Genomic DNA, 20,713 nt, shown 5'->3' with positions numbered 1-20,713 from the left:
CCGCACGGTGATGCTCAAAGCCGCCCACGCCTCGGCCGCCGAGGTCGTCGATGATCTCGAAGCGACGCTGGTCGCGATGCGTCGGGACCTGCACGCCCATCCCGAGCTGTCCTGGAAGGAAGAGCGCACCACGGAGAAGCTCGCCGCCGCGCTGCGCGCCGTCGGGCTGGAGCCGGAGCTGATGCCAGAGACCACCGGGCTCTACGTGGACGTCGGCGCCGGCGAGTTCGCTGCCGGATTCCGCGGGGACATCGACGCGCTGCCGGTCGGCGAGCTCACCGACCTGCCCTTCGCCTCCACCCACCCGGGCGTCACCCACGCCTGCGGCCACGACATCCACACCACCGTCGCACTCGGCGTCGCGCTGAGCCTGCAGCAGCTGCACCAGCACCGGATCACCGACGGCGACCCGGCGGGTCTGGGCGCCAAGGTCCGCGTCATCTTCCAGCCCGCCGAAGAGACCATGCCCGGAGGTGCTCTGGAGATGGTGCGCCAAGGCGTGCTGGAACCGCTGCCCCGGATCTTCGCGCTGCACTGCGACCCGCGCATCGAGGTCGGCATGATCGGGACCCGCATCGGCGCGATCACCTCCGCTGCCGACGTGGTCCGGATCAACGTCACCGGCCGCGGGGGTCACACCTCCCGGCCGCACCTGACCGAGGACATGGTCTCCGCCCTGGCGCACATCGCCTCCACCGTCCCCGCCGTGCTCTCCCGCCGCGTGGACGTGCGCTCCGCGGTCTCGCTGGTCTGGGGCCAGATCGAGGCCGGCAGCGCGCACAACGCGATCCCCTCCAGCGGCACCCTGGTCGGGACCATGCGGATCCTCGACGCCGAGGCCTGGCGCGACGCCGGCAAGCTCCTCGATGAGATCGTCGAGCAGGTCGCCGCCCCCTGGGGGGTGGACGTGGAGCTGGAGCACATCCGCGGCGTGCCTCCGGTGATCAACAACGAGCGCGAGACCACACTGCTGGAGCACGCCGGCCGCGAGGTGCTGGGCTCCGAGGGACTGGAGCTGGCCCCGCAGTCCATGGGCGGGGAGGACTTCGCCTGGATGACCCAGGAGCTTCCCGGGGCGATGTTCCGGCTCGGGACGAAGACCCCGGGCGGCATCGACTTCGATCTGCACCGCGGCGACTACGTCCCGGACGAGCGATGCATCGGCTACGGCACCAAGATCATGGTCACCACGGCGCTCAGCGCGATCAACGAGCTCCGCCGGGACTAGCCTCCTCCCGACTCGCCTGCGCCTGCGACATTGGCACCCGCGCATGCGGGTGGCCTCGTAGGATGGCCCCTATGACTCAGGACGATGACTTTCTGACCGGACGGATCGCACGGATCCCCGTTCCGGACCACGATGCCGACTGGGAGCGCCTCACCACCCAGGCCAGGATCGCGATGACCCGGGCCTACGTGCCCTACTCGGACTATCCGGTCGGCGCCGCCGCGCTGCTCGAGGATGGATCGATCATCTCCGGGTGCAACGTGGAGAACGCCTCCTATGGGCTCACCCTCTGCGCGGAGTGCACCATGATCGGGGCGCTGCAGATGGCCGGCGGAGGCAAGATCGTCGCGTTCACCTGCGTGAATCGGCAGGGCGAGTACATCACCCCCTGCGGCCGCTGCCGGCAGCTGCTGCTGGAGTTCTCCGCCCCCACCATGCACGTGCGCACCGCCCGGGGCGCCACCACCCTGGCCGCCCTGCTGCCGGAAGCCTTCGGCCCCCGCGATCTTGAGATCAACGACTTGGAGAAGCGATGACCGCTGCCGGTGCGACCTATGACCGCTCGGCCCACGACGCCGTCGAGCTGATCCGGATCAAGCGAGACCACGGACGACTCTCCCAGGAGCAGATCCGATGGCTGATCGCCGCCTACACCGACGGGTTCGTCGGCGACGAGCAGATGGCTGCACTGGCGATGGCGATCCTGCTCAACGGGATGACCCGGGAGGAGATCGGTCACTGGACCGCGGCGATGATCGCCTCGGGCGAGCGGATGGACTTCTCCTCCCTGCGCACGCCCGAGGGCGGGCGCCGGCTCACCGCAGACAAGCACTCCACCGGGGGAGTCGGAGACAAGATCACCCTCCCACTGGCACCGCTCGTCGCGAGCTTCGGCGTGCCCGTCCCGCAGCTCTCCGGCCGTGGACTCGGCCATACCGGCGGCACCCTGGACAAGCTTGAAGCCGTTGAAGGCTGGCAGGCGGATCTGAGCAATGACGCCCTGCTGCGCCAGCTCGATGAGGTCAACGCCGTGATCTGCGCGGCCGGCCCCGGGCTGGCCCCGGCGGACAAGAAGCTCTACGCGCTGCGTGACGTCACCGGCACGGTGGAGGCGATCCCGCTGATCGCCTCCTCGATCATGTCCAAGAAGATCGCCGAGGGCACCGACGCGCTGGTCCTGGATGTGAAGGCAGGTTCCGGCGCCTTCATGAAGTCCCGGGCCGACGCCGCGGAGCTGGCCCGCACCATGGTCGCCCTGGGCACCGACGCCGGTGTGAAGACCTCGGCGCTGCTCACCGATATGGACACCCCGCTGGGACTCACCGCGGGCAACGCCATCGAGGTCCAGGAGTCGGTGGAGGTCCTCGCCGGAGGTGGGCCGGCCGACGTCGTCGAGCTCACCGTGGCGCTGGCGGCTGAGATGCTCACCGCCGTGGGCATCAGCGGAGTCGACCCGGCCGAGAACCTGCGCAACGGACGCGCGATGGACTCCTGGCGTCGCATGATCGCCGCGCAGCGCGGGAACCCGGATGCGGCCCTGCCGCAGGCGGTGCACAGCCATACGATCAGCGCCGGGGTCTCCGGCACCGTGACCCGGATGGACGCCATGGCTGTGGGGCTCGCCGCCTGGCGGCTCGGCGCCGGGCGGGCGCGGAAGCAGGACTCCGTGCAGGCCGGAGCCGGGGTGCGCATGCACGCCAAACCGGGTGACTTCATCACCGCAGGTCAGCCTCTGTTCACCCTGCTCACCGATGATGAGCACCGGATCACCCGGGCGCAGCAGTCGTTGGAGCGCGCCGTGGACGTCGACGTCGAGGGCGGCCCGCATGAGACTCCTGATCTGGTCTTTGACCGCATCAGCGCGGCAGACCTGACCGACTGAGGCCACGCGGATGAGTCCCGGGCAGATCCTTGACGCCATCAACCAGACCATCCTGGAGGCGGCCTCCGGATGGTGGACCTTGGTGGGCCTCTTCGTGCTCTGCATGGTCGATGGGTTCTTCCCGATCGTGCCCTCGGACTCGCTGGTGGTCGGCCTGGGGTCGCTCTCGGGAGAGCCGGGCACTCCGTTCCTGCTCTGGGTGGTCCTGGTCGCCGCCTCCGGGGCGCTGCTCGGGGACTTCATCGCCTACCGGATCGGCCGGGCGATCGGCCCGATGCGCTTCGGCTGGATGCGCCGACCCGCGCCTCAGCGCACGCTGATCTGGGCTCGTCATGAGCTGGACAAGCGCGGGGTGCTGCTGATCTTCGTGGGACGGTTCATCCCCGGAGCTCGAGTGGCGATCAACTTCGTCGCCGGCACCACCGGGTTCTCCATCCGCCGGTTCCTGGTGATCGACGCGTTCGCCTCGCTCGTCTGGGCCTCGTACTCGGTGGGGATCGGCGCGATCAGCGCGAACATCTTCGACTCGGTCCTGGTGGCGATGACCGTCTCGATCACCGGGGCGGTGCTGCTGGGCTGGATCTTCGACCGGCTCTTCAGGCTCTTCGCCTCGTGGCTGGACCGCAGGGGCGTGCACATCGACCCGAAGGGGTATCTGGACACCGCGGCGCTGCCCGTGGAGCCCCCGCTGCGGCTGCACCGCGACCGCGGAGATCATGACGCAGACCAGGACGGAGATCACGAACACCCCACGCGCTGAGGTGCGCGGGCTCGACGACCTCGGGCGACTTCCTTCCCGGTCCTGGATAGACTCGCTCCTATGACTTCTACTGCTGCTGATGTCCGCACCGCCGCCGCAAAGCTCGAAGAGCAGCTGCGCAATCTGCCCAAGGTCTCCCTGCACGATCACCTGGACGGCTCGCTCCGCCCAGAGACCCTGATCGAGCTTGCCGCGGAGATCGGCCACGAACTTCCCAGCCAGGACTCCGAGGAGCTCGCCGAGCGCTTCCGGCAGAACGCGAACTCCGGATCCCTGGAGAAGTACCTGGAGGCCTTCGCGCACACCACCGCCGTGATGCAGACCCCGCAGAACCTGCGCCGGGTCGCCAAGGAATACGTCGAGGACCTCGCCGCCGACGGGATCATCTACTCCGAGGTTCGCTGGGCGCCTGAGCAGCATCAGGAGCAGGGCCTGAGCCTGGACGAGGCCGTCGAGGCCGTCCAGGAAGGACTGAACCAGGGCATGGAGACCGTCGCGGAGCAGGACGGCGTCATCGTCGTCGGCCAGCTGGTCTCCGCCATGCGGCAGTCCGACCGTGCCGATGAGATCGTCGAGGTCGCGCTGCGCCACCGGGACAAGGGCGTCGTCGGCTTCGACATCGCCGGACCCGAGGCCGGCTTCCCGCCGAGCCGCTTCGCCGATGCCTTCACCCGGCTCGCCACCGAGATGTTCCCCACCACGGTCCACGCCGGTGAGGGCGACGGCATCGAATCCGTCCGCGACGCGCTGGTCTCCGGCCGCGCCCAGCGCCTGGGCCACGGCGTCCGCGTCGCCGAGGACATCAGCGTCATCGAGGGCGATGTGGACTCCGAGGCCGGGGAAGAGGTCTTCCAGGTGGAGCTCGGCCCCGTGGCCCGCTGGGTCCGCGACCGCCAGATCCACCTCGAGGTCAGCCCCACCTCGAACGTGCAGACCGGCGCGATCGCCGGATTCGCCCAGGGCCAGCCGCCGGAACTCAGCGACCACCCCTTCGACATGCTCTACCAGCTGGGCTTCAACGTCGGCGTCAACACCGACAACCGACTGGTCTCCGGGGTGACCCTCTCCGGAGAGCTCGCGCTGATCGCCAGCACCTTCGACTACGGCCTCGGTGAGCTCGCCGACTTCCAGGTCAACGCGCTGGAGTCCTCGTTCCTCGGTCATGAGGAGCGCGAGGCCCTGGCAGGGATGATCCTCGAAGCCTGGCAGTGAAGATGAGCCGCGGCCAACAGGTCAGCGCTGGTCCGTCCCACTCCGGTCTGACCAGGGTTGATCCCGCGGGCAATGACCAGATCGCGATGCTGCGCTGGGTCATCGCGCGGCTACGCGAGCACTGCCCCTGGACCTCTCAGCTGACTCACGGCGATCTCACCGAATACCTCGTCGAAGAGGCCTACGAGGTGCTCGAAGAGATCGAGGCCGGCAGCCTTGACGAGGGGCTGCGCAAGGAGATGGGGGATCTGCTCTTCCAGGTCGCCCTGCACGCCCAGCTGGCCCAGGAGCGCGGCAGCTTCGACCTCGACGGGGTGGCCCAGGCCATCACCGCGAAGCTGGTGCGCCGCAGCCCGCATGTCTTCACCGCAGAGGGCCGCCTGGCCGTGGATGCAAACGCGACCATCGAGCAGGTGGAGGCCGCCTGGACCCGGATCAAGGCCGAGGAGAAGGCCGCTGACAACGCAGCGGCTGAGATCGGAACGGCTGAGCTCGGAACGGCTGGAAACGGAACGGCCGTGAACGCAGCCGACGACGGCGGCGGCACACACCTGGCCGGCGTCGTCGGCTCGCTTCCGGCTCACCTGCCAGCGCTCGCGAAGGCCGCCAAGGTCATCGACCGGCTCGGCCGGGAGCGCGGTGAACATCTCCCCAACACTGAATCGGCCACGCTGGCGGCGGCTGACGAGGAGGAGCTCGGTGAACTACTCTTTGCTGTGGTGCGCACCGCACGCGGGAACGGGCAGGACCCGGAGCGGGCGCTGCGCCGCCACCTGAACCGCATGACCTGAGCCTGATCAGCAGGAGCGCTGAACAGCTCGTCGATGCACCGGCGCAAGGGCGCGCTCGGCACACCCGAAAAGTTTCCCACCGAATGAACAACAAGGAGCCGAGAAGAATATGTCTCTCATCGTCAGTGTGTACGGCCGCGAAATCCTCGACTCGCGAGGCAACCCGACCGTGGAGGTCGATGTCCTCCTCGAGGACGGCAGCTTCGGCCAGGCCGCAGTCCCCTCCGGCGCCTCCACCGGCGCCTTCGAAGCCGCGGAACGTCGCGACGGTGACAAGGACCGGTACCTCGGCAAGGGCGTCACCGGCGCCGTGGGCGCAGTCAACGACGTCATCGCCGCCGCCCTGGAAGGACAGGACGCCACCGAGCAGCGCATCATCGACCAGATCCTGCTCGACCTCGACGGCACCGAGAACAAGAACTCGCTGGGCGCCAACGCGATCCTCGGTGTCTCCCTGGCCGTGGCCAAGGCCGCCGCCGACGCCTCGGACCTGCCGCTGTACAAGTACCTCGGCGGCCCCAACGCGCACCTGCTGCCCGTGCCGATGATGAACATCCTCAACGGCGGCTCCCACGCGGACTCCAACGTCGACATCCAGGAGTTCATGATCGCCCCCATCGGTGCGGCCACCTTCTCCGAGGCGCTGCGCGCCGGCGTGGAGGTCTACCACTCGCTGAAGGCCCTGCTCAAGGAGAAGGGCCTGGCCACCGGGCTGGGCGACGAGGGCGGCTTCGCGCCGGACCTCCCCTCCAACCGGGCGGCACTGGATCTGATCACCGAGGCCATCAAGCGCGCCAACTACACCCCGGGCAAGGACATCGCCCTGGCCCTGGACGTGGCAGCCAGCGAGTTCTACGCCGACGGGGTCTACACCTTCGAGGGCGAGTCCAAGACTCCCGAGCAGATGAGCGCCTACTACGGCGAGCTCGTCGATGCGTACCCGCTGATCTCCATCGAGGACCCGCTGGACGAGGATGACTGGGCCGGCTGGAAGAACCTGACCGAGCAGATCGGGGACAAGGTTCAGCTGGTCGGCGACGACCTCTTCGTCACCAACCCGGACCGCCTGGCCAAGGGCATCGCCGCCGACACGGCGAACTCGCTGCTGGTCAAGGTCAACCAGATCGGATCGCTCACCGAGACCCTCGACGCGGTCGCGCTGGCCCAGCGCAGCCGCTACACCACGATGATCTCCCACCGCTCCGGCGAGACCGAGGACACCACCATCGCGGACATCGCGGTGGCCACCAACTCGGGCCAGATCAAGACCGGCGCACCGGCTCGGTCCGAGCGCGTGGCCAAGTACAACCAGCTGCTGCGCATCGAAGAAGAGCTCGGCGACGCCGCGCGCTACGCCGGAGCCTCTGTGTTCCCGCGCTTCACCGCGTAGTCTCGGCAGCTCCCCGGCGTACATGAACGCCGGCGGGACGGGGTGTCAGGCTCACCGGTCCTGGTCGCGACCAGAGGCCGAGCTGCCTGGCGCCCCCTCCTGTTCCGGCGGTGAAGCTTCTGCTCACGCTCGGCCTCGTCGCGTGTCAGATCCCAGCCGCGGGGCTCGCGGCAGATATCCTCAGAGGCCACCCCTACTTCCCCTCTTCCCCCTCAAGGCGGTGACATCTCGTGCCGAGCAGACGTGCTTCTTCAGCGGAGGTCAAAGCGCGCGCGGCCCAGGCTCGTCGGCTGGCCGAGCGCGAGCAGGTCTCCGGCGAGATCCGGACTCCCGCCGACATCACCGCCCGGCGCAAGACGCGCAGCTCCAGCCCTTCCGGATCGGCGAAGACCCCGGTCAGTGCCGCCACGACGGTCCCCGAACGGACCTTCCCCGGCCGGATGATCCTGCTGAGCATCGTGGTCCTGGTCGTCATCTCCTTCCTGGTCCCCACCGTGAACAGCTTCTTCCAGCAGCGCTCGGAGATCAACGAGCTTCAGTCTCAGATCGCCGCTGAGCAGGAGGAGCAGGCGCAGCTGCAGTCGGAGCTGGTGCGCTGGGACGATCCAGACTTCGTCCGCCAGCAGGCCCGCGAACGGATCAACCTGGTCATGCCGGGGGAGCGCCGCTACCAGGTCATGGGTGATCCCGAGGGGAACACCGAGGAGATCCAGCCGCTGGACTCCAGCGAGGTCCGCCACGACCTCCCCTGGGCCGAGGCGCTCTGGGACTCCCTGGTCCGCTCCGCCGCCGAAGACTGATCCGACAGCACACGGGGCCGGCTGGCCGCAGCAGTGGAGTAAACTCGGCTCCCGTGAACTCGACTACCCCGCACCCCAGCGATCTGGACACCCTGAGCCTGCAGCTGAGCAGGCCAGTGCGCGACGTCGTCGAGATCCCAGCCCGCTGCGCCTGCGGAAACCCCCTGGTGGCAGCCACGGCGCCACGGCTGAGCAACGGGATTCCCTTCCCGACCACCTTCTACCTCACCCACCCCGCCGCGACCGCAGCCGTCTCTCGGCTGGAGGCCGCAGGTCTCATGGCCGAGATGAGCCGACGGCTCACCACCGACGCCGAGCTCGCCGCGGCCCATCGGAGAGCCCACGAGAACTACCTCGCCGAGCGCGAACGGATCCGCGGCGTCGCCGGGCTTGACCCGGTCTGGGAGATCGAGGGCGTCAGCGCCGGGGGGATGCCCGATCGGGTCAAGTGCCTGCACGTGCTCGTCGGGCACTCGCTTGCGGTCGGACCAGGCATCAACCCGCTCGGCGATGAGACGCTGGAACGCATCGCCGACGAGTTCACCCCGCAGACCTGCATCTGCGCCGCATCCTGGGACCACGACGCCGCGGTTCCGCAGCGTGATCTCAGTCGTCACGTGCGCCGCAAGAACCAGGGGTTCGCCCGGCAGGAGAACGCGGACGCCGAGGGCCCCGTCTCGCAGGACCCCGAAGAGACCGCATAGAGTGCTGGCAAGGACCCCCGCGGGACGGCCAGCCCGTCGCCCGCTCACGAACACCGGCGAGGAGAAGGACACCCCCATGAGAGTTGCTGCCATCGACTGCGGAACCAACTCCATCCGGCTGCTGATCGCCGATGTCGAAGACAGCGGCCGGGTCAACGATGTGGTGCGACAGATGACCGTCGTCCGCCTGGGCGAGGGCGTGGACGAGACCGGCGAGTTCTCGGCCGGAGCGTTGGATCGGACCTTCGCCGCGGTGGACCGCTACGGCGCACTCATCCGCAGGCACCACGTCGAGGCCGTGCGCTTCGTCGCCACCTCGGCGTCCCGGGACGTGGCCAACCGCGATGTGTTCATCGCCGGGGTCGAACACCGGCTCGGTGTGGAGCCCGAGGTCATCCGTGGCAGCGAGGAGGCAGGACTGTCCTTCGCCGGCGCCGCCTCAGTCCTGGACTGGGACGCCGAGCGCAAGATCCTGGTCGTGGATCTCGGCGGCGGATCCACCGAATTCGTGCTCGGCACCTCCGCCGGGGTCGAGCACGCCATCTCCACCGACATGGGATGTGTGCGCTTCACCGAGCGGCATATGCGCAGCGACCCGCCCACCGACACCGAGACCTCGATGACCAGCTTCGAGACGCTGTCCTTCCTGGAGAACGTCTCCGAGGTGATGCCGCTGCACGAGGCAGAGGTGGTCATCGGGGTGGCCGGCACCGTCACCACGGTGGCCGCGCACGCGCTGAAGCTCGAGGACTACGAACCTGACCTGATCCACGGCGCGGAGATCGACCTCGACACCCTGCACCAGTCGGTGGATCAGCTGGTCCACTCCACCCGGGACGCCCGCGCCCAGATGCCGATCATGCACCCCGGCAGGGTGGACGTGATCGGCGCCGGCGCGCTGATCTGGGGCACGATCCTGGACTACCTGAACAAGGTCACCCACGGGCGGATCATCTCGGCGGTCGCCTCCGAGCACGACATCCTCGACGGCATCGCGATGTCCCTGGCACACTCCCAGTCGCGCGAGCATTCACAGCTGGGAGCGGAGCCGCAGAGATGACAGCAGGCTCACGCGCCCTCGGAGCAGGGCTCGCCGCCGGACTGGGTCTGAGCGGCGCGATCCTCGCCGCGCCGGCAGCCCACGCCGATGAGTGGCGCGACCAGCAGTACTGGCTCGAGGACTACGGCATCACCGAGGCCTGGGAGACCACCCGCGGGGAGGGCAAGACCATCGCCGTCATCGACACCGGCGTGGACTCCAGCCACCCCACCCTCTCCGGCGCGGTCGTCGGCGGGACCGACGTGTCCGGCGCCGGTGACGGCGGCGCCCCGGTGGATCAGGTCGCGACCGAGCACGGCACGCTGGTGGCGTCCCTGGCCGTCGGCCGGGGCACCTCCGCGGAGGCTTCAGCGGTCGCCGGACTGGTGGACGAGGACATCCAAGAGCTCGACGACGACGAATGGGAAGACTGGTGGGAGGACTTCGAGACCTCGCTCGAGGACATCTACGGCGAGGACTGGCAGGACGACGTCGACGCCGACGCCCTCGCGGAGTTCGAGCAGACCCGCACTGCGCCTCGGGAGCTGACCCAGGATGACGATCCCGACGACGGCGTGGTCGGAGTCGCCCCCGAAGCGTCCCTCCTCTCGGTCTCGCTGCTGCTCCAAGACCCCAACCCCTACGGCGGCGGCACCGAGGAACAGATCGCCGAGGCCGTGATCTGGGCGGTGGACAACGGCGCCGACATCATCAACATGTCCCTGGGCTCGGGCTTCCAGGAATGGCCCGAAGCCTGGGACGAGGCCTTCCTCCACGCCGAGAACAACGACGTGCTCGTCGTGGCCGCCTCCGGCAACCGCGCCTCCGGACACCTCTCGGTGGGCGCGCCCGCCACCATCCCGGGAGTGCTCGCCGTGGCCGGGGTCGACCAGGCCCGCAGCATCAGCGCAGACTCCTCCTCCCAGGGCATCGCCATCGGCATCGCCGCCGCCTCCGAACCCCTGGTCGGCGCCATGCCCGGTGGGGGCTACATCCAGTGGAACGGCACTTCGGGAGCCTCCCCGATCGTCGCCGGAGCCGCCGCACTCGTCTGGGCCGCCCACCCGGAGCTCAGCGCCCAAGAGGTCAAGCACCGGATGCTCTCCACCGCGGATTCAGAAGGAGCCGACGGTGTGGACTCTGAGTACGGACATGGAGTGCTCGACGTGGCCGAGGCGGTCGCCGGCGACGCCCCCGCGTTCGACGCCTCGCAGTCTTCGACGCTGGCCGAATGGGTGCGAGTCCATCGGCGGGGCGAGGTCGAAGAGACCGACACGAACGAGATCCCCGAGGACGCCGGGGTCGTGGCCGGCCCCGAAGGTGAGCCCCGCGCCATGCCCGAGGCGGCCCAGCCGGGCACCGCGCAGGACTGGGCCGGGCCCGCAGCAGTCGGCGCCGCCGCGCTGCTCGTGGTGGCCGTGCTCAGCATGGCCGCGATCCACCTGCATCGCGCCCGTCGCCGCGATCGGAGCTGAGCGATCCACTCGGCTCCTCCGGCCCGAGCAGACCTCACCACCCACCATCGAGCACCGTATAGGATGATGCATATGGCTATTCCACAGACGCTTTCCGCGAAACCCCGTATCCTCATCGTCGGCGGCGGCTACGTCGGTCTCACCACCGCACAGCTGCTCCAGAAGAAGGTGAAGGCCGCCGGCGGGATCGTGACCGTCGTCGACCCCATGCCGTACATGACCTACCAGCCCTTCCTCCCCGAGGTCGTCGGCGGCCACATCGAGGCCCGCCACGCGGTGGTCTCGCACCGCCGCCACCTCAAGGACTCCGAGATCATCACGGGCAAGGTCAGCGCCGTGGATCACGACGGCCGCACCGCCACCGTGGAGCTCTCCCAGGGCGAGACCGTCGAGCTGCCCTACCAGGACATCATCATGGCCGCCGGCGCGACCACGAAGACCTTCCCGATCGAGGGCCTCGCCGAGCACGGCATCGGTCTGAAGACCATCGAAGAGGCGCTGACGCTGCGCAACCACATCCTCGAGCGCATCGAGTCCGCCTCGGTGATGACTGACGAAGTGGCCAAGTCCCGCGCCCTGACCTTCACCGTGGTCGGCGGCGGCTTCGCCGGCATCGAGACCGTCGCGGAGATGGAAGACATCATCCGGGCCGCAGTGGCCGTGAACCCGCGCATCGGTCAGACCGATGTGCGCATCGTGATGGTCGAGGCCATGGGCCGGGTCATGCCCGAGGTCACCGAGGACCAGGCCGTCGGCGTCGTCGAGCACCTGCGCGGCCGCGGCATCGAGGTCCTGCTGAACACCTCGCTCGGCTCCGTCGTGGACGGTGAGATGCGACTGATCAATATGAAGGACAAGTCCGAGGCCGACCGCTTCGACTCCGACACCCTGGTCTGGACCGCCGGCGTCGCCGCCAACGTCGTGGCCAAGAAGTCCGGCTTCCCGGTGGACCCGCGTGGCCGCGTCACCGGCACCGCCACCCTGCAGATCGCCGACGAAGACGGCAGGGTGCTCCAGAACGCCTGGACCGCCGGTGACATCTCCGCGATCCCCGACCTCAGCGGCGGCGGGCTGCCCGACGGCACCTGCGTGCCCAACGCGCAGCACGCCTCCCGCCAGGCCAAGGTGCTCGCGAAGAACGTGCTGGCGGCCAGCTTCGGCCAGGGCCAGCTCAGCGAGTACAAGCACGACTCCCTCGGGGCCGTCGCCGGACTGGGCATGTTCCAGGGCGTCGGCAACCCGCTGAAGATCAAGATCAACGGGTTCCCCGCCTGGATGGCCCACCGCGGCTACCACGCGCTGGCGATCCCCACCGTGGAGCGCAAGGTCCGCGTGATCGGTGGATGGGTCTCCGAGCTCGTGCTGGGCCGCGACTACACTCCGGTGCGCGATCTCGAGAGCCCGTACCGGCAGTTTCAGGAAGCTGCCGGCGGAGTCAAGCCCAAGGAGCCGGCCAAGGGCTGACCTCGGAACATTCGTGAGGCAGAACTAGAGAGCGGGCTGTCAGTGACAGTCCGCTTTCTGCCCCCATAGCCCAATCGGCAGAGGCAACCGACTTAAAATCGGTCCAGTGTGGGTTCGAGTCCCACTGGGGGCACCGATGATCCCGGCGCGCGCCAGCGCAGGTGGCCGGCCCAGGCGCCCGCTGCCCGGCCGCGGAGGGGTCCGCGAAACCGGTGATGTCGATCCCGGGAGAAGTCCTCGGGCAGCTCACCCGCACCCAGACCAGGCTGAGGCGGGGCGGATCAGGGCCCGACGGTGGGAACCGTGCTGGGTGTATCCCGGCTCAGCGCACCCCGCGCGCCGCCAGAGCCTCGGCGGTCTCCTCCGCGTGGCGCAGACTCATCACCAGCAGCGGAAGCACCGTGGCGCGCGGAGCGGGCCGCATTCCGCGCGCCCGCTGGGCCTCACGGATGTCTGCATAGAAGGACAGGATCACCGGCACCGAGCGGATGGTCAAGGACAGAGCCAGCGAGATCCGTTCGGCGCTGAGCCCCAGGCGCAGCAGCAGCGGATCCAACGGTCGCAGGACCCGCTCGAAGCTGGAGAGGATGTCCGAGGTCGCCGTGGTCAGGGTGAACAGTGCGGCCAGCAGCACGACGGCGAGCACGCGCGCCACGTTGAAGCCCGCCTCGGCGGGGGTCAGGAAGATCAGCTGGGGGATGGTCAGCACCACCACCAGCCATTTCAGCCGCCAGAGCTGGGCGACCAGGCCGCGAAGCCCGATCCCGGAGAACCGGAAGCCGAGGAGGGTCACGGCCCAGATGCCCAGCAGCACCCCGAGGTTCTCGCGAAAGATCGAGGCCGCGAGGGCGGCCAGGAAGATCCCGAGGAACTTCGCACCCACCGGCATGCGGTGCAGGTACGAGGTGCCCGGGCGGTAGAGCGGGATCACCGCAGCAGCGTCATCACGTGCGGTGTCACGTGGGACGGCATCAGGTGCGTCGGCGCGAGCGGGCGTGGCTGAACGGGGCAGGGTAGGCGCGTGCCAGCGAGTGGGTCAGCGCCACCGCGATGGCCGCCTTGAGGAGATCGCCGGGAAGGAAGGCCAGGTTGATCAGCGCCGCCTGCTCCATGGTGAGTCCCATCTGGAACGCCATGACCGGCATCCCGCAGGCATAGACGACCAGGATCCCACCGAGCACCGTGCCGGTGATGGTGCGCCAGAGTCGCAGCGGCCAGGAGGCCTGGGTGATGAGTCCCACCACGAAGGCTCCAGGGATCCAGCCCAGCGCGAAACCGGCGCTGGGCCCGGCGAAGGCGCCCAGACCCCCTGAGCCGTGGGCGAGCAGCGGCAGTCCTGCTGCGACGAGCAGATGGAGCAGCACGATGGCCCCGGCGCCGCGCCACGGTCCCAGCACTGCGCCGGCGAGCATGACTCCGAGGGTCTGCAGCGTGATCGGCACGCCCCCGGCCAGGGGGATGGCCGGAAGCTGGCCCAGGACTGCGACAAGTGCTGCGAACATCGCCATCTGGGCGATGCTGCGCACTGCGGTGCTGGGAGCGGCGGGTGCGGTGGCGCCTGGCGTCACCGAGGCGGGCGGGGCTGGAGAATTATTGAACACCGTTCAAATATAGCGCCTGAGGCCGCTCGCCGTCCGCCGGTGGCAGATTTCCAGGTAATCTCCAGCTGCGGCGGGGCGAGGACGCTAGAATATTCAGGGACTCGTCCCTCATGAGATCGGCCGGACGGCCGTGACCTGCGGGGACAGACGATGAGACATCCACCCGAGCACCGATAGGAGTGCGGTCACACATGTCCAACCCGATCTTCAACACCGGTGCCTTCCCTGACCAGTTCAGCGAGAAGAAGCGCGAGCGGCGCCGGTTCTACATGAATGACCAGGGCGGCGTGACCGAGCAGTCGCGCCAGCAGAGCCCCGCGCAGGGCCAGCCCTTCGCCGCCCAGTACGGCATGCCCGGCCAGCAGGCCTCGGCCGCCGGGGCGGATCAGCTGAACCGCCAGTACAACCTGCCCGATGCCGCCGGCTCCCAGGGCGCGGCGATGACCTATGACGATGTCATCCGCAAGACCGTCACCAGCTTCGCCGTCGTGCTGCTCGGCGCGGCCGGCGCCGTCGCCCTCGGCATGGTCATGCCGGGTGCGATCATGGGGCTGGCACTGATTGCGGCGCTGGCCGGCTTCGGCCTCGGCCTGGTCAACGCCTTCAAGAAGGAGCCGAACCCGGCCCTGATCCTGGCCTACTCCGCCACCCAGGGCTTCTTCCTCGGTGCCTTCACCATGGTCATGGAGATGATGTTCCCCGGCATCGCCGTGCAGGCAGTGCTGGCCACCCTGGCGGTCTTCGGCACCGTCCTGGCGCTGTTCAAGTCCGGCAAGGTCCGCGCGACTCCGAAGCTGAACAAGATGTTCTTCGTCGCGATCATCGCCTACGCCGTGTTCTCGCTGATGAACTTCGGTCTGGTCATGTTCACCGATATGGGCATGTTCGGCCTGCGCTCAGGCTGGATGGGCATCGCCATCGGCGCCTTCGCCATCCTCCTGGCCACCTACTCCCTGGTCATGGACTTCACCAATATCCAGGAAGGCGTGGAGGCCGGCGTGTCACAGAAGTACGGCTGGGCCGCCGCCTTCGGCCTCACCGTCTCCCTGGTGTGGCTCTACATCGAGATCCTGCGCGTGATCGCGATCATACGTTCGATGGCGGATTGATCACGCTCCGAACTGAGAGCTCAGCGCCGGTGAGCACGCCGGTCGGCTGAGACCGTGCAGACCACGACGGGTCCGCCCGATGCTCGCGAGCATCAGGCGGGCCCGTCGTCGATTCACCCCCTTGTTGCCATGGCAGGATGTAGCAATGAACACTGTCGAGAAGCTCGAGCTGATGGAAGAGGACGTCCCTCCCCGGATGGCCGAGGAACAGCGGATCCAGGAAGACGTCCCATGGGGCATCCGGATCGCCGCCGCCTGGTCCTGGCGCGTCATCATCATCCTGCTCTTCGCGGGCGTGATGATCTGGCTGCTCAGCCACATCTCGCTGCTGCTGATCCCGCTGCTCGTGGCCGCCCTGCTGGCCACCCTGCTGCGCCCGCTGCAGAACGTCTTCGTCAAGTGGAAGTTCCCGCGCGTGGTTGCGGCGATCACCACGCTGCTGGTGCTCATCGGCTTCGTGGCGGGACTGCTCTACCTGGTCGGCCAGCAGCTGGTCACCGGCTTCGCCGAGATGGCCACGCAGGTCCAGGAAGGCCTCTTCGAGCTGGTCACCCTCGCCGAGGACACCGCCGCCCGCTTCGGCATCGAGATCTCTGCCGACCAGATCAATCAGGGGCTCGAAGAAGGCCTCGCCTATCTGCAGGAGAACTCTGACGCGATCCTCGGCGGAGCCATGGCGCTGGGCTCCACCGCGGGCAACCTCGTCGTCGGACTGATCCTCGCACTGTTCACCCTGATCTTCTTCCTGGCCGATGGCCGCAAGATCTGGGACTTCCTGGTGTTCTTCGCCCCCGGCAAGCACCGCCCCGCCATCCACGGCGCAGGCCGTCGCGGCTGGACCGCGCTGGGCTCCTACATGCGCGTCCAGGTCTTCGTGGCCGGAGTCGACGCGGTGGGCATCGGCGTCGGCGCGGCCCTGCTGGGAGTGCCGCTCGCGCTGCCGGTGGCCGTGCTGGTCTTCCTGGGCTCCTTCATCCCGATCGTCGGTGCCGTGGTCACCGGCGCCGTTGCCGTCATCCTTGCCCTGGTGGCCAATGGGCTGGGCAACGCGCTGCTGATGGTCGGCGTGGTCCTGCTGGTCCAGCAGATCGAATCCAACATCCTGCAGCCCATCGTGATGGGCAAGGCGGTGCGGCTGCACCCGCTGGCCGTGATCCTCGCCGTGACCGCCGGCACCACCCTGCTGGGCATCGTCGGCGCACTCTTCGCCGTGCCGGTCCTGGCCTTCATCACCCGGGCCGCGCGGTACCTGGTGAAGGAGGAATGGCGCTCAGACCCCGAGGCCAAGGCCATGGAGAAGCTGGAGAAGGAAGAAGCCGTCAAGCGAGCTGCTCAGAAGGAGGTGCAGGAGGCCGAGGAACAGGCCTCGCTGGCGAACATCACCCGCCGGTTCAAGCAGACGATCCCCGGCCTGGACCCCGAGAGGCGCGGATTCGGACGCCGCGTCGACGCCGCGGAAGGGCAGCCGACCCGCACCGAGACGCACACCGCGGCCGGCACCCGTCCACACCCCGATGCCGACTCCGAGGACGCTGGCCACGGCACTGCCGCTCAGACCCGGACCGACACCCATCCAGATGATGAGGGCAAGCGAGAATGACACAGATCCAGCACGGCGCAGAGGCAGTCGCGCGCCCAGGCGCGCACCTGAGCGTCCAGCTCGAAGACATCCAGGCCGCCCAGGAGCTGCTCGCCGACATCATCGTGCGCACTCCCATGGAGCACTCGCGCGCACTGGGGCGCATGGTGGACGCCACCGTGCACCTGAAGGCCGAGAACCTGCAGCGCGCCGGCTCGTTCAAGGTGCGCGGCGCCTACGTGCGCATGGCGCGACTCTCCGAGGAGGAGAAGTCCCGCGGCGTCGTCGCGGCGTCGGCCGGCAACCACGCCCAAGGCGTGGCGCTGGCTGCCAAGAAGCTGGGCATCACCGCGAAGATCTACATGCCGCACGGGGTGGCCCTGCCCAAGCTCGCGGCCACCCGGGACCACGGGGCCGAGGTCATCCTGCACGGCTCCAATGTCGATGAGGCCCTCGCCGAGGCGCAGCGGAATTCGGACGAGACCGGCTCGGTCTTCATCCACCCCTTCAACAACACCGACGTCGTCGCCGGTCAGGGAACCATCGGCCTGGAGATCCTGGAGCAGGAGCCCGCGGTCGACACCGTCATCATGGGCATCGGCGGCGGCGGGCTGCTGGCCGGCTCCGCCGTGGCGATCAAGCAGCAGGCCGCCCGGCTGGGCCGCGAGGTCAAGATCATCGGCGTCCAGGCCGAGAACGCGGCTGCGTATCCACCGTCGCTCGCCGCCGACGCGCTGGTCCCGATCAAGGGGGTGCGCACCATCGCCGACGGCATCGCCGTGGGCCGGCCGGGGGAGATCCCGTTCGAGATCATCAAGGAGCTCGTCGACGAGGTCGTCACGGTCAGCGAGGACGCGATCGCCCGCGCGCTGATCTTCCTGCTGGAGCGTTCCAAGATGGTCGTGGAGCCCGCAGGCGCGGTGCCCGTCGCGGCGCTGATGGAGGGCAAGCTCGCCGACCTGGGGATCAGGCCCAAGAACGTCGTCGCCGTGCTCTCCGGGGGCAACATCGACCCGATGCTGATGCTGCGCGTGATCCAGCACGGCCTCTCCGCCGCGAACCGGTTCCTCACCGTGAAGCTGATGCTCAAGGATCTTCCGGGTGAGCTCGCCACGATCTCCCAGATCATCGCCGACGCCGACGCGAACGTCACCGGGGTGGATCACAGCCGGATCGGTGGGGCGCTGTCCATGGGGGAGGTCTCCATCGTGATCAATATGGAGACCAAGGGCGCCGAGCACTCTGAGCGAGTGCTCAACCGGCTGCGCGCCCAGGGCTACGAACCGATGGTCCCGCAGCACTGAGCAGGCCCCGCAGCTGGGCACTCCAGCGGCGCTGGGATGCTCCCCAAGCACCGAGCGCCTCCCAGACACGACGACGGCCCCCTCCCAGTGGAGGGGGCCGTCGTCGTCGTGCTGCGGGGTGCGGCTCTCAGCCGCCGAAGGGCTCGGCGGAGAGGATCTCCACCGGGATGTCCTTGCCGTTGGGTGCGGCATAGCTGAGCTTGTCTCCCGGCTTGGCGCCGTTGATCGCCTCGCCGATGGGGGAGCGCTCGGAGTAGACCTCCAGGTCGGTGTCTCCGGCGATCTCGCGGTTGCCGAAGAGGAACTTCATCGTGTTGCCGGCGATCTTGGCCTCCACGAGCATCCCGGGCACCACGGTGTCGCCGGTGGGAGCATCGCCGACATAGGCGTTCTCCAGCAGGTCCTTGAGGTAGCGGATGCGCGCCTCGGCCTTGCCCTGCTCCTCCTTCGCGGCGTGGTAGCCGCCGTTCTCCTTGAGGTCGCCCTCTTCGCGAGCAGACTCGATGCGGTCAACGATCTCCTGGCGACCGGGTCCGCTGAGGTGCTTGAGCTCGCCCTTCAGCCGATCGTAGGCCTCCTGGGTCAGCCACTGAGCGTTCTCGTCGATCTCGGGGGTGTTCGTTGACACGGTTCAGCTCTCCTTATTCATGCAAAGACCCCGCCGTTGGACGGCATGCGTTCTGGCCCTTGAGCCCGGGACATGCCTCGGCGGGGTGTTGATGCGTTCCCCACATGCTAGTGGGGGTGCTCCGGATTCTCAATCAGGACCGTGGCTATTGATCGGAACTGGCCTCAGCTTCCGCGACAGGGGCGGGAAGGAAGCCCGCTTCGCTGAAGGCTGAACGGGCGCGTTCACCGGCAAGGATGCCGAAGAACTCATTCGCCGCGCCGGAGTTCTCGGGGTCTGTGAGCACCCCGGCCCAGACCTGGGTGGTGCTCTGCTGGAACTGCGGGATCTCGAAGGTCTGCAGCGGGACGTCCTGGGCCAGTACGTCGGTGACATACGCCAGGGCGGCGTCGCTGCTGCCCTCGGTGAGGTTCTGCAGCGCGCTGTCCGGCTCTGCGGAGAAGCCTGCGCGGGCCACGTGGAACTCCTCGTCGGTCAGATCCAGGTCGAAGGTGCCGGAGAGGTCGGTGATCTGTTCGGTGCAGGGAGCATCTCCGGCGCAGGTGCTCACCCTCAGGTCAGCGGCGCGGGCGGCGAAGTCGTCGAAGTCCAGGATCTCGAAGGGATTCTCCGCCGTGGCGACCAGCACCAGTCGGTTGCTCGCCAGTGGAATCGGATCACCCTCGATGTTCCCGTCCTGGGTGAGTGCCAGCATCTGGTCCCGCGAGGCGGTCAGGACCAGGTCGGCGTCGTGGCCAGACTCGATCGCGCGCTCGAGCGCGTCGCTGCCGAGGTACTCGACCTGGGCGGAGACTCCGCTCTGCCGGTCATGGAGATCAGAGCGCAGCGCGTCGAGTGCGGGGGCCGTGGAGGGTGCCGCCAGCACGGTCACGCTGCGATTTTCACCTGCGGAGACTCCGGTGGCAGGGCCGCAGGCGCTGAGTACGAATGCCGCGACGAAGCAGAGCAGGAGCACGAGCGCGATCACGCCGCGGAGTCGGAAGAAGAGAGAATCGGGTTTCATGGACAGGCTCCCCTGAGAAAAGGGTGTGGAGCCCGTCTGCTAGAGCTCTGTGTGTGATGCGGGTGCTGCGGCGGTCAGTCGACGTCCCAGCAGGAGTCCACCACTCCGGTGACTCCGCGGGACTCCGTCCGCACATCAGTGCGGTAATACTCGCTGCGATCCCCTGGGCTCGATCCCTCGTGCGGACCGATGGTGATGACCCGGGCGCCGACAACTGCATAGCTGTTGTCCAGCACATGGATCATGCACTGAACAGTAGCATCCTGGTCTTTTGACACTTCGAAGTCCACCGAGGCTTCGGTGTCCGAGATGATCGTGTACCCGACGTCGTTGTGGGTGAGCTGACCGACCGCATTGCCCACCGTGAAATAGACGATGGCTCCGAAGGCCAGCACCAGGGCGCCGATGATCATCCAGCGCTGGGATCTCGCGGACGCGCTGCGCCTCGGGGTGCCGTACCTGGACTGAAGCTCAGTGGAGGCAGCGGCGTCGGTGGTGCTGGACTCAGTCATCAGGACTATTCTAGGTGCTTATGCAGAGCTCACACCGCACCCTCTCGAAGAAGTCCCCACCGGCCGCCTCCACCGCCGCATCGGTTCAGCCGAATTCCCGGGCCGGCCGCGCGGGCGGCGCACACCATGGCGCCGGTGCCAGCACCGACGTCGGGGGCGGTGTCGGCACCGAGGTTGCGTCGGCGCTCGCCGGCGCCAAGGTGCAGAGCCTTCCGAGATCCTCAGGCCTGCG

The 20,713-nt window shown here is 68.4% G+C and carries 20 protein-coding genes and 1 tRNA gene; 16 read left to right on the top strand and 5 right to left on the bottom strand.

What is annotated here, in order from left to right:
- The first annotated feature begins 10 nt into the window (after window positions 1–10).
- The 13 genes from LTH96_RS07750 to LTH96_RS07690 all read left to right on the top strand — a co-directional run bounded on the left by LTH96_RS07750 (window position 11) and on the right by LTH96_RS07690 (window position 12,878).
- Window positions 11–1,228, top strand: a complete 1,218-nt coding sequence (locus LTH96_RS07750) for an amidohydrolase (RefSeq protein ID WP_241465559.1) — start codon at window positions 11–13, stop codon at window positions 1,226–1,228.
- 71 nt (window positions 1,229–1,299) lie between these two features.
- Complete coding sequence (locus tag LTH96_RS07745; RefSeq protein ID WP_255727359.1) at window positions 1,300–1,764, top strand: cytidine deaminase; 465 nt, start codon at window positions 1,300–1,302, stop codon at window positions 1,762–1,764.
- Window positions 1,761–3,110, top strand: a complete 1,350-nt coding sequence (locus LTH96_RS07740) for a thymidine phosphorylase (RefSeq protein WP_241465173.1) — start codon at window positions 1,761–1,763, stop codon at window positions 3,108–3,110. The genes LTH96_RS07745 and LTH96_RS07740 overlap by 4 nt, the downstream gene beginning before the upstream one ends.
- Window positions 3,111–3,120: 10 nt before the next feature.
- On the top strand, window positions 3,121–3,870 hold the full coding sequence (locus LTH96_RS07735) for a DedA family protein (RefSeq protein ID WP_241465172.1): 750 nt from the start codon (window positions 3,121–3,123) through the stop codon (window positions 3,868–3,870).
- A 60-nt stretch (window positions 3,871–3,930) separates the two neighbouring features.
- On the top strand, window positions 3,931–5,082 hold the full coding sequence (locus tag LTH96_RS07730; RefSeq protein WP_241465171.1) for an adenosine deaminase: 1,152 nt from the start codon (window positions 3,931–3,933) through the stop codon (window positions 5,080–5,082).
- Between the two features lie 2 nt (window positions 5,083–5,084).
- Complete coding sequence (locus LTH96_RS07725) at window positions 5,085–5,873, top strand: MazG nucleotide pyrophosphohydrolase domain-containing protein (RefSeq protein ID WP_241465170.1); 789 nt, start codon at window positions 5,085–5,087, stop codon at window positions 5,871–5,873.
- A gap of 109 nt (window positions 5,874–5,982) precedes the next feature.
- On the top strand, window positions 5,983–7,263 hold the full coding sequence (gene eno / locus LTH96_RS07720; RefSeq protein WP_241465169.1) for a phosphopyruvate hydratase: 1,281 nt from the start codon (window positions 5,983–5,985) through the stop codon (window positions 7,261–7,263).
- 230 nt (window positions 7,264–7,493) lie between these two features.
- The gene (locus tag LTH96_RS13310) at window positions 7,494–8,063 is read left to right on the top strand and encodes a septum formation initiator family protein (protein WP_241465168.1); all 570 of its coding nucleotides are present in this window, start codon (window positions 7,494–7,496) and stop codon (window positions 8,061–8,063) included.
- A 53-nt stretch (window positions 8,064–8,116) separates the two neighbouring features.
- The gene (locus LTH96_RS07710) at window positions 8,117–8,767 is read left to right on the top strand and encodes a DUF501 domain-containing protein (RefSeq protein ID WP_241465167.1); all 651 of its coding nucleotides are present in this window, start codon (window positions 8,117–8,119) and stop codon (window positions 8,765–8,767) included.
- A 76-nt stretch (window positions 8,768–8,843) separates the two neighbouring features.
- Entirely contained in the window at window positions 8,844–9,827 is a 984-nt protein-coding gene (locus LTH96_RS07705) for a Ppx/GppA phosphatase family protein (protein WP_241465166.1), read from the top strand.
- Window positions 9,824–11,281 carry a S8 family serine peptidase gene (locus LTH96_RS07700; protein ID WP_241465165.1) on the top strand — a complete coding sequence of 486 codons (1,458 nt, stop codon included), beginning with the start codon at window positions 9,824–9,826 and terminating at the stop codon, window positions 11,279–11,281. The genes LTH96_RS07705 and LTH96_RS07700 overlap by 4 nt, the downstream gene beginning before the upstream one ends.
- 72 nt (window positions 11,282–11,353) lie before the next feature.
- Entirely contained in the window at window positions 11,354–12,745 is a 1,392-nt protein-coding gene (locus LTH96_RS07695; protein WP_241465164.1) for an NAD(P)/FAD-dependent oxidoreductase, read from the top strand.
- Window positions 12,746–12,804: 59 nt separating this feature from the next.
- Window positions 12,805–12,878, top strand: a tRNA-Leu gene (locus LTH96_RS07690).
- Window positions 12,879–13,067: 189 nt separating this feature from the next.
- Here LTH96_RS07690 and LTH96_RS07685 read toward each other — a convergent pair.
- Together LTH96_RS07685 and LTH96_RS07680 are read right to left on the bottom strand one after the other, a co-directional pair.
- Entirely contained in the window at window positions 13,068–13,676 is a 609-nt protein-coding gene (locus LTH96_RS07685; RefSeq protein WP_241465163.1) for an energy-coupling factor transporter transmembrane protein EcfT, read from the bottom strand.
- Window positions 13,677–13,716: 40 nt separating this feature from the next.
- The gene (locus LTH96_RS07680; RefSeq protein ID WP_241465162.1) at window positions 13,717–14,346 is read right to left on the bottom strand and encodes a biotin transporter BioY; all 630 of its coding nucleotides are present in this window, start codon (window positions 14,344–14,346) and stop codon (window positions 13,717–13,719) included.
- A 191-nt stretch (window positions 14,347–14,537) separates the two neighbouring features.
- Between LTH96_RS07680 and LTH96_RS07675 the strand changes: the two genes are divergently transcribed.
- The 3 genes from LTH96_RS07675 (at window position 14,538) to ilvA (ending at window position 18,338) form a co-directional block, all read left to right on the top strand.
- A complete protein-coding gene (locus LTH96_RS07675) occupies window positions 14,538–15,455 on the top strand; it encodes a Bax inhibitor-1/YccA family protein (protein WP_241465161.1) in 918 nt (305 codons plus the stop codon).
- A 145-nt stretch (window positions 15,456–15,600) separates the two neighbouring features.
- The gene (locus LTH96_RS07670; RefSeq protein WP_241465160.1) at window positions 15,601–17,055 is read left to right on the top strand and encodes an AI-2E family transporter; all 1,455 of its coding nucleotides are present in this window, start codon (window positions 15,601–15,603) and stop codon (window positions 17,053–17,055) included.
- Window positions 17,052–18,338 carry a threonine ammonia-lyase gene (gene ilvA, locus LTH96_RS07665; RefSeq protein ID WP_241465159.1) on the top strand — a complete coding sequence of 429 codons (1,287 nt, stop codon included), beginning with the start codon at window positions 17,052–17,054 and terminating at the stop codon, window positions 18,336–18,338. Before LTH96_RS07670 ends, ilvA begins: the two co-directional genes overlap by 4 nt.
- Window positions 18,339–18,465: 127 nt before the next feature.
- Here the strand turns inward: ilvA and greA are convergent, their stop codons facing one another.
- The 3 genes from greA to LTH96_RS07650 form a co-directional block, all read right to left on the bottom strand.
- Entirely contained in the window at window positions 18,466–18,966 is a 501-nt protein-coding gene (gene greA / locus LTH96_RS07660; protein WP_241465158.1) for a transcription elongation factor GreA, read from the bottom strand.
- Between the two features lie 145 nt (window positions 18,967–19,111).
- Window positions 19,112–19,969, bottom strand: coding sequence for a substrate-binding domain-containing protein (locus LTH96_RS07655; protein ID WP_241465157.1), 858 nt, complete (start codon window positions 19,967–19,969; stop codon window positions 19,112–19,114).
- A 74-nt stretch (window positions 19,970–20,043) separates the two neighbouring features.
- Entirely contained in the window at window positions 20,044–20,481 is a 438-nt protein-coding gene (locus tag LTH96_RS07650) for a DUF4307 domain-containing protein (protein ID WP_241465156.1), read from the bottom strand.
- Window positions 20,482–20,713: the final 232 nt, after the last annotated feature.

Source organism: Nesterenkonia sp. LB17 (genome assembly GCF_022565915.1).
GTDB lineage: Bacteria > Actinomycetota > Actinomycetes > Actinomycetales > Micrococcaceae > Nesterenkonia.
This window is presented reverse-complemented; position numbering and strand designations above follow the sequence as displayed.

What these genes read in the sequence shown, in the direction of transcription:
- LTH96_RS07750 (WP_241465559.1), top strand. Translation starts at nt 11, where the DNA reads ATGCTCAAAGCCGCCCACGCCTCGGCCGCCGAGGTCGTCGATGATCTC.
- LTH96_RS07745 (WP_255727359.1), top strand. Translation starts at nt 1,300, where the DNA reads ATGACTCAGGACGATGACTTTCTGACCGGACGGATCGCACGGATCCCC.
- LTH96_RS07740 (WP_241465173.1), top strand. Translation starts at nt 1,761, where the DNA reads ATGACCGCTGCCGGTGCGACCTATGACCGCTCGGCCCACGACGCCGTC.
- LTH96_RS07735 (WP_241465172.1), top strand. Translation starts at nt 3,121, where the DNA reads ATGAGTCCCGGGCAGATCCTTGACGCCATCAACCAGACCATCCTGGAG.
- LTH96_RS07730 (WP_241465171.1), top strand. Translation starts at nt 3,931, where the DNA reads ATGACTTCTACTGCTGCTGATGTCCGCACCGCCGCCGCAAAGCTCGAA.
- LTH96_RS07725 (WP_241465170.1), top strand. Translation starts at nt 5,085, where the DNA reads ATGAGCCGCGGCCAACAGGTCAGCGCTGGTCCGTCCCACTCCGGTCTG.
- eno (WP_241465169.1), top strand. Translation starts at nt 5,983, where the DNA reads ATGTCTCTCATCGTCAGTGTGTACGGCCGCGAAATCCTCGACTCGCGA.
- LTH96_RS07705 (WP_241465166.1), top strand. Translation starts at nt 8,844, where the DNA reads ATGAGAGTTGCTGCCATCGACTGCGGAACCAACTCCATCCGGCTGCTG.
- LTH96_RS07700 (WP_241465165.1), top strand. Translation starts at nt 9,824, where the DNA reads ATGACAGCAGGCTCACGCGCCCTCGGAGCAGGGCTCGCCGCCGGACTG.
- LTH96_RS07695 (WP_241465164.1), top strand. Translation starts at nt 11,354, where the DNA reads ATGGCTATTCCACAGACGCTTTCCGCGAAACCCCGTATCCTCATCGTC.
- LTH96_RS07675 (WP_241465161.1), top strand. Translation starts at nt 14,538, where the DNA reads ATGTCCAACCCGATCTTCAACACCGGTGCCTTCCCTGACCAGTTCAGC.
- LTH96_RS07670 (WP_241465160.1), top strand. Translation starts at nt 15,601, where the DNA reads ATGAACACTGTCGAGAAGCTCGAGCTGATGGAAGAGGACGTCCCTCCC.
- ilvA (WP_241465159.1), top strand. Translation starts at nt 17,052, where the DNA reads ATGACACAGATCCAGCACGGCGCAGAGGCAGTCGCGCGCCCAGGCGCG.
- LTH96_RS07655 (WP_241465157.1), bottom strand. Translation starts at nt 19,969, where the DNA reads ATGAAACCCGATTCTCTCTTCTTCCGACTCCGCGGCGTGATCGCGCTC.
- LTH96_RS07650 (WP_241465156.1), bottom strand. Translation starts at nt 20,481, where the DNA reads ATGACTGAGTCCAGCACCACCGACGCCGCTGCCTCCACTGAGCTTCAG.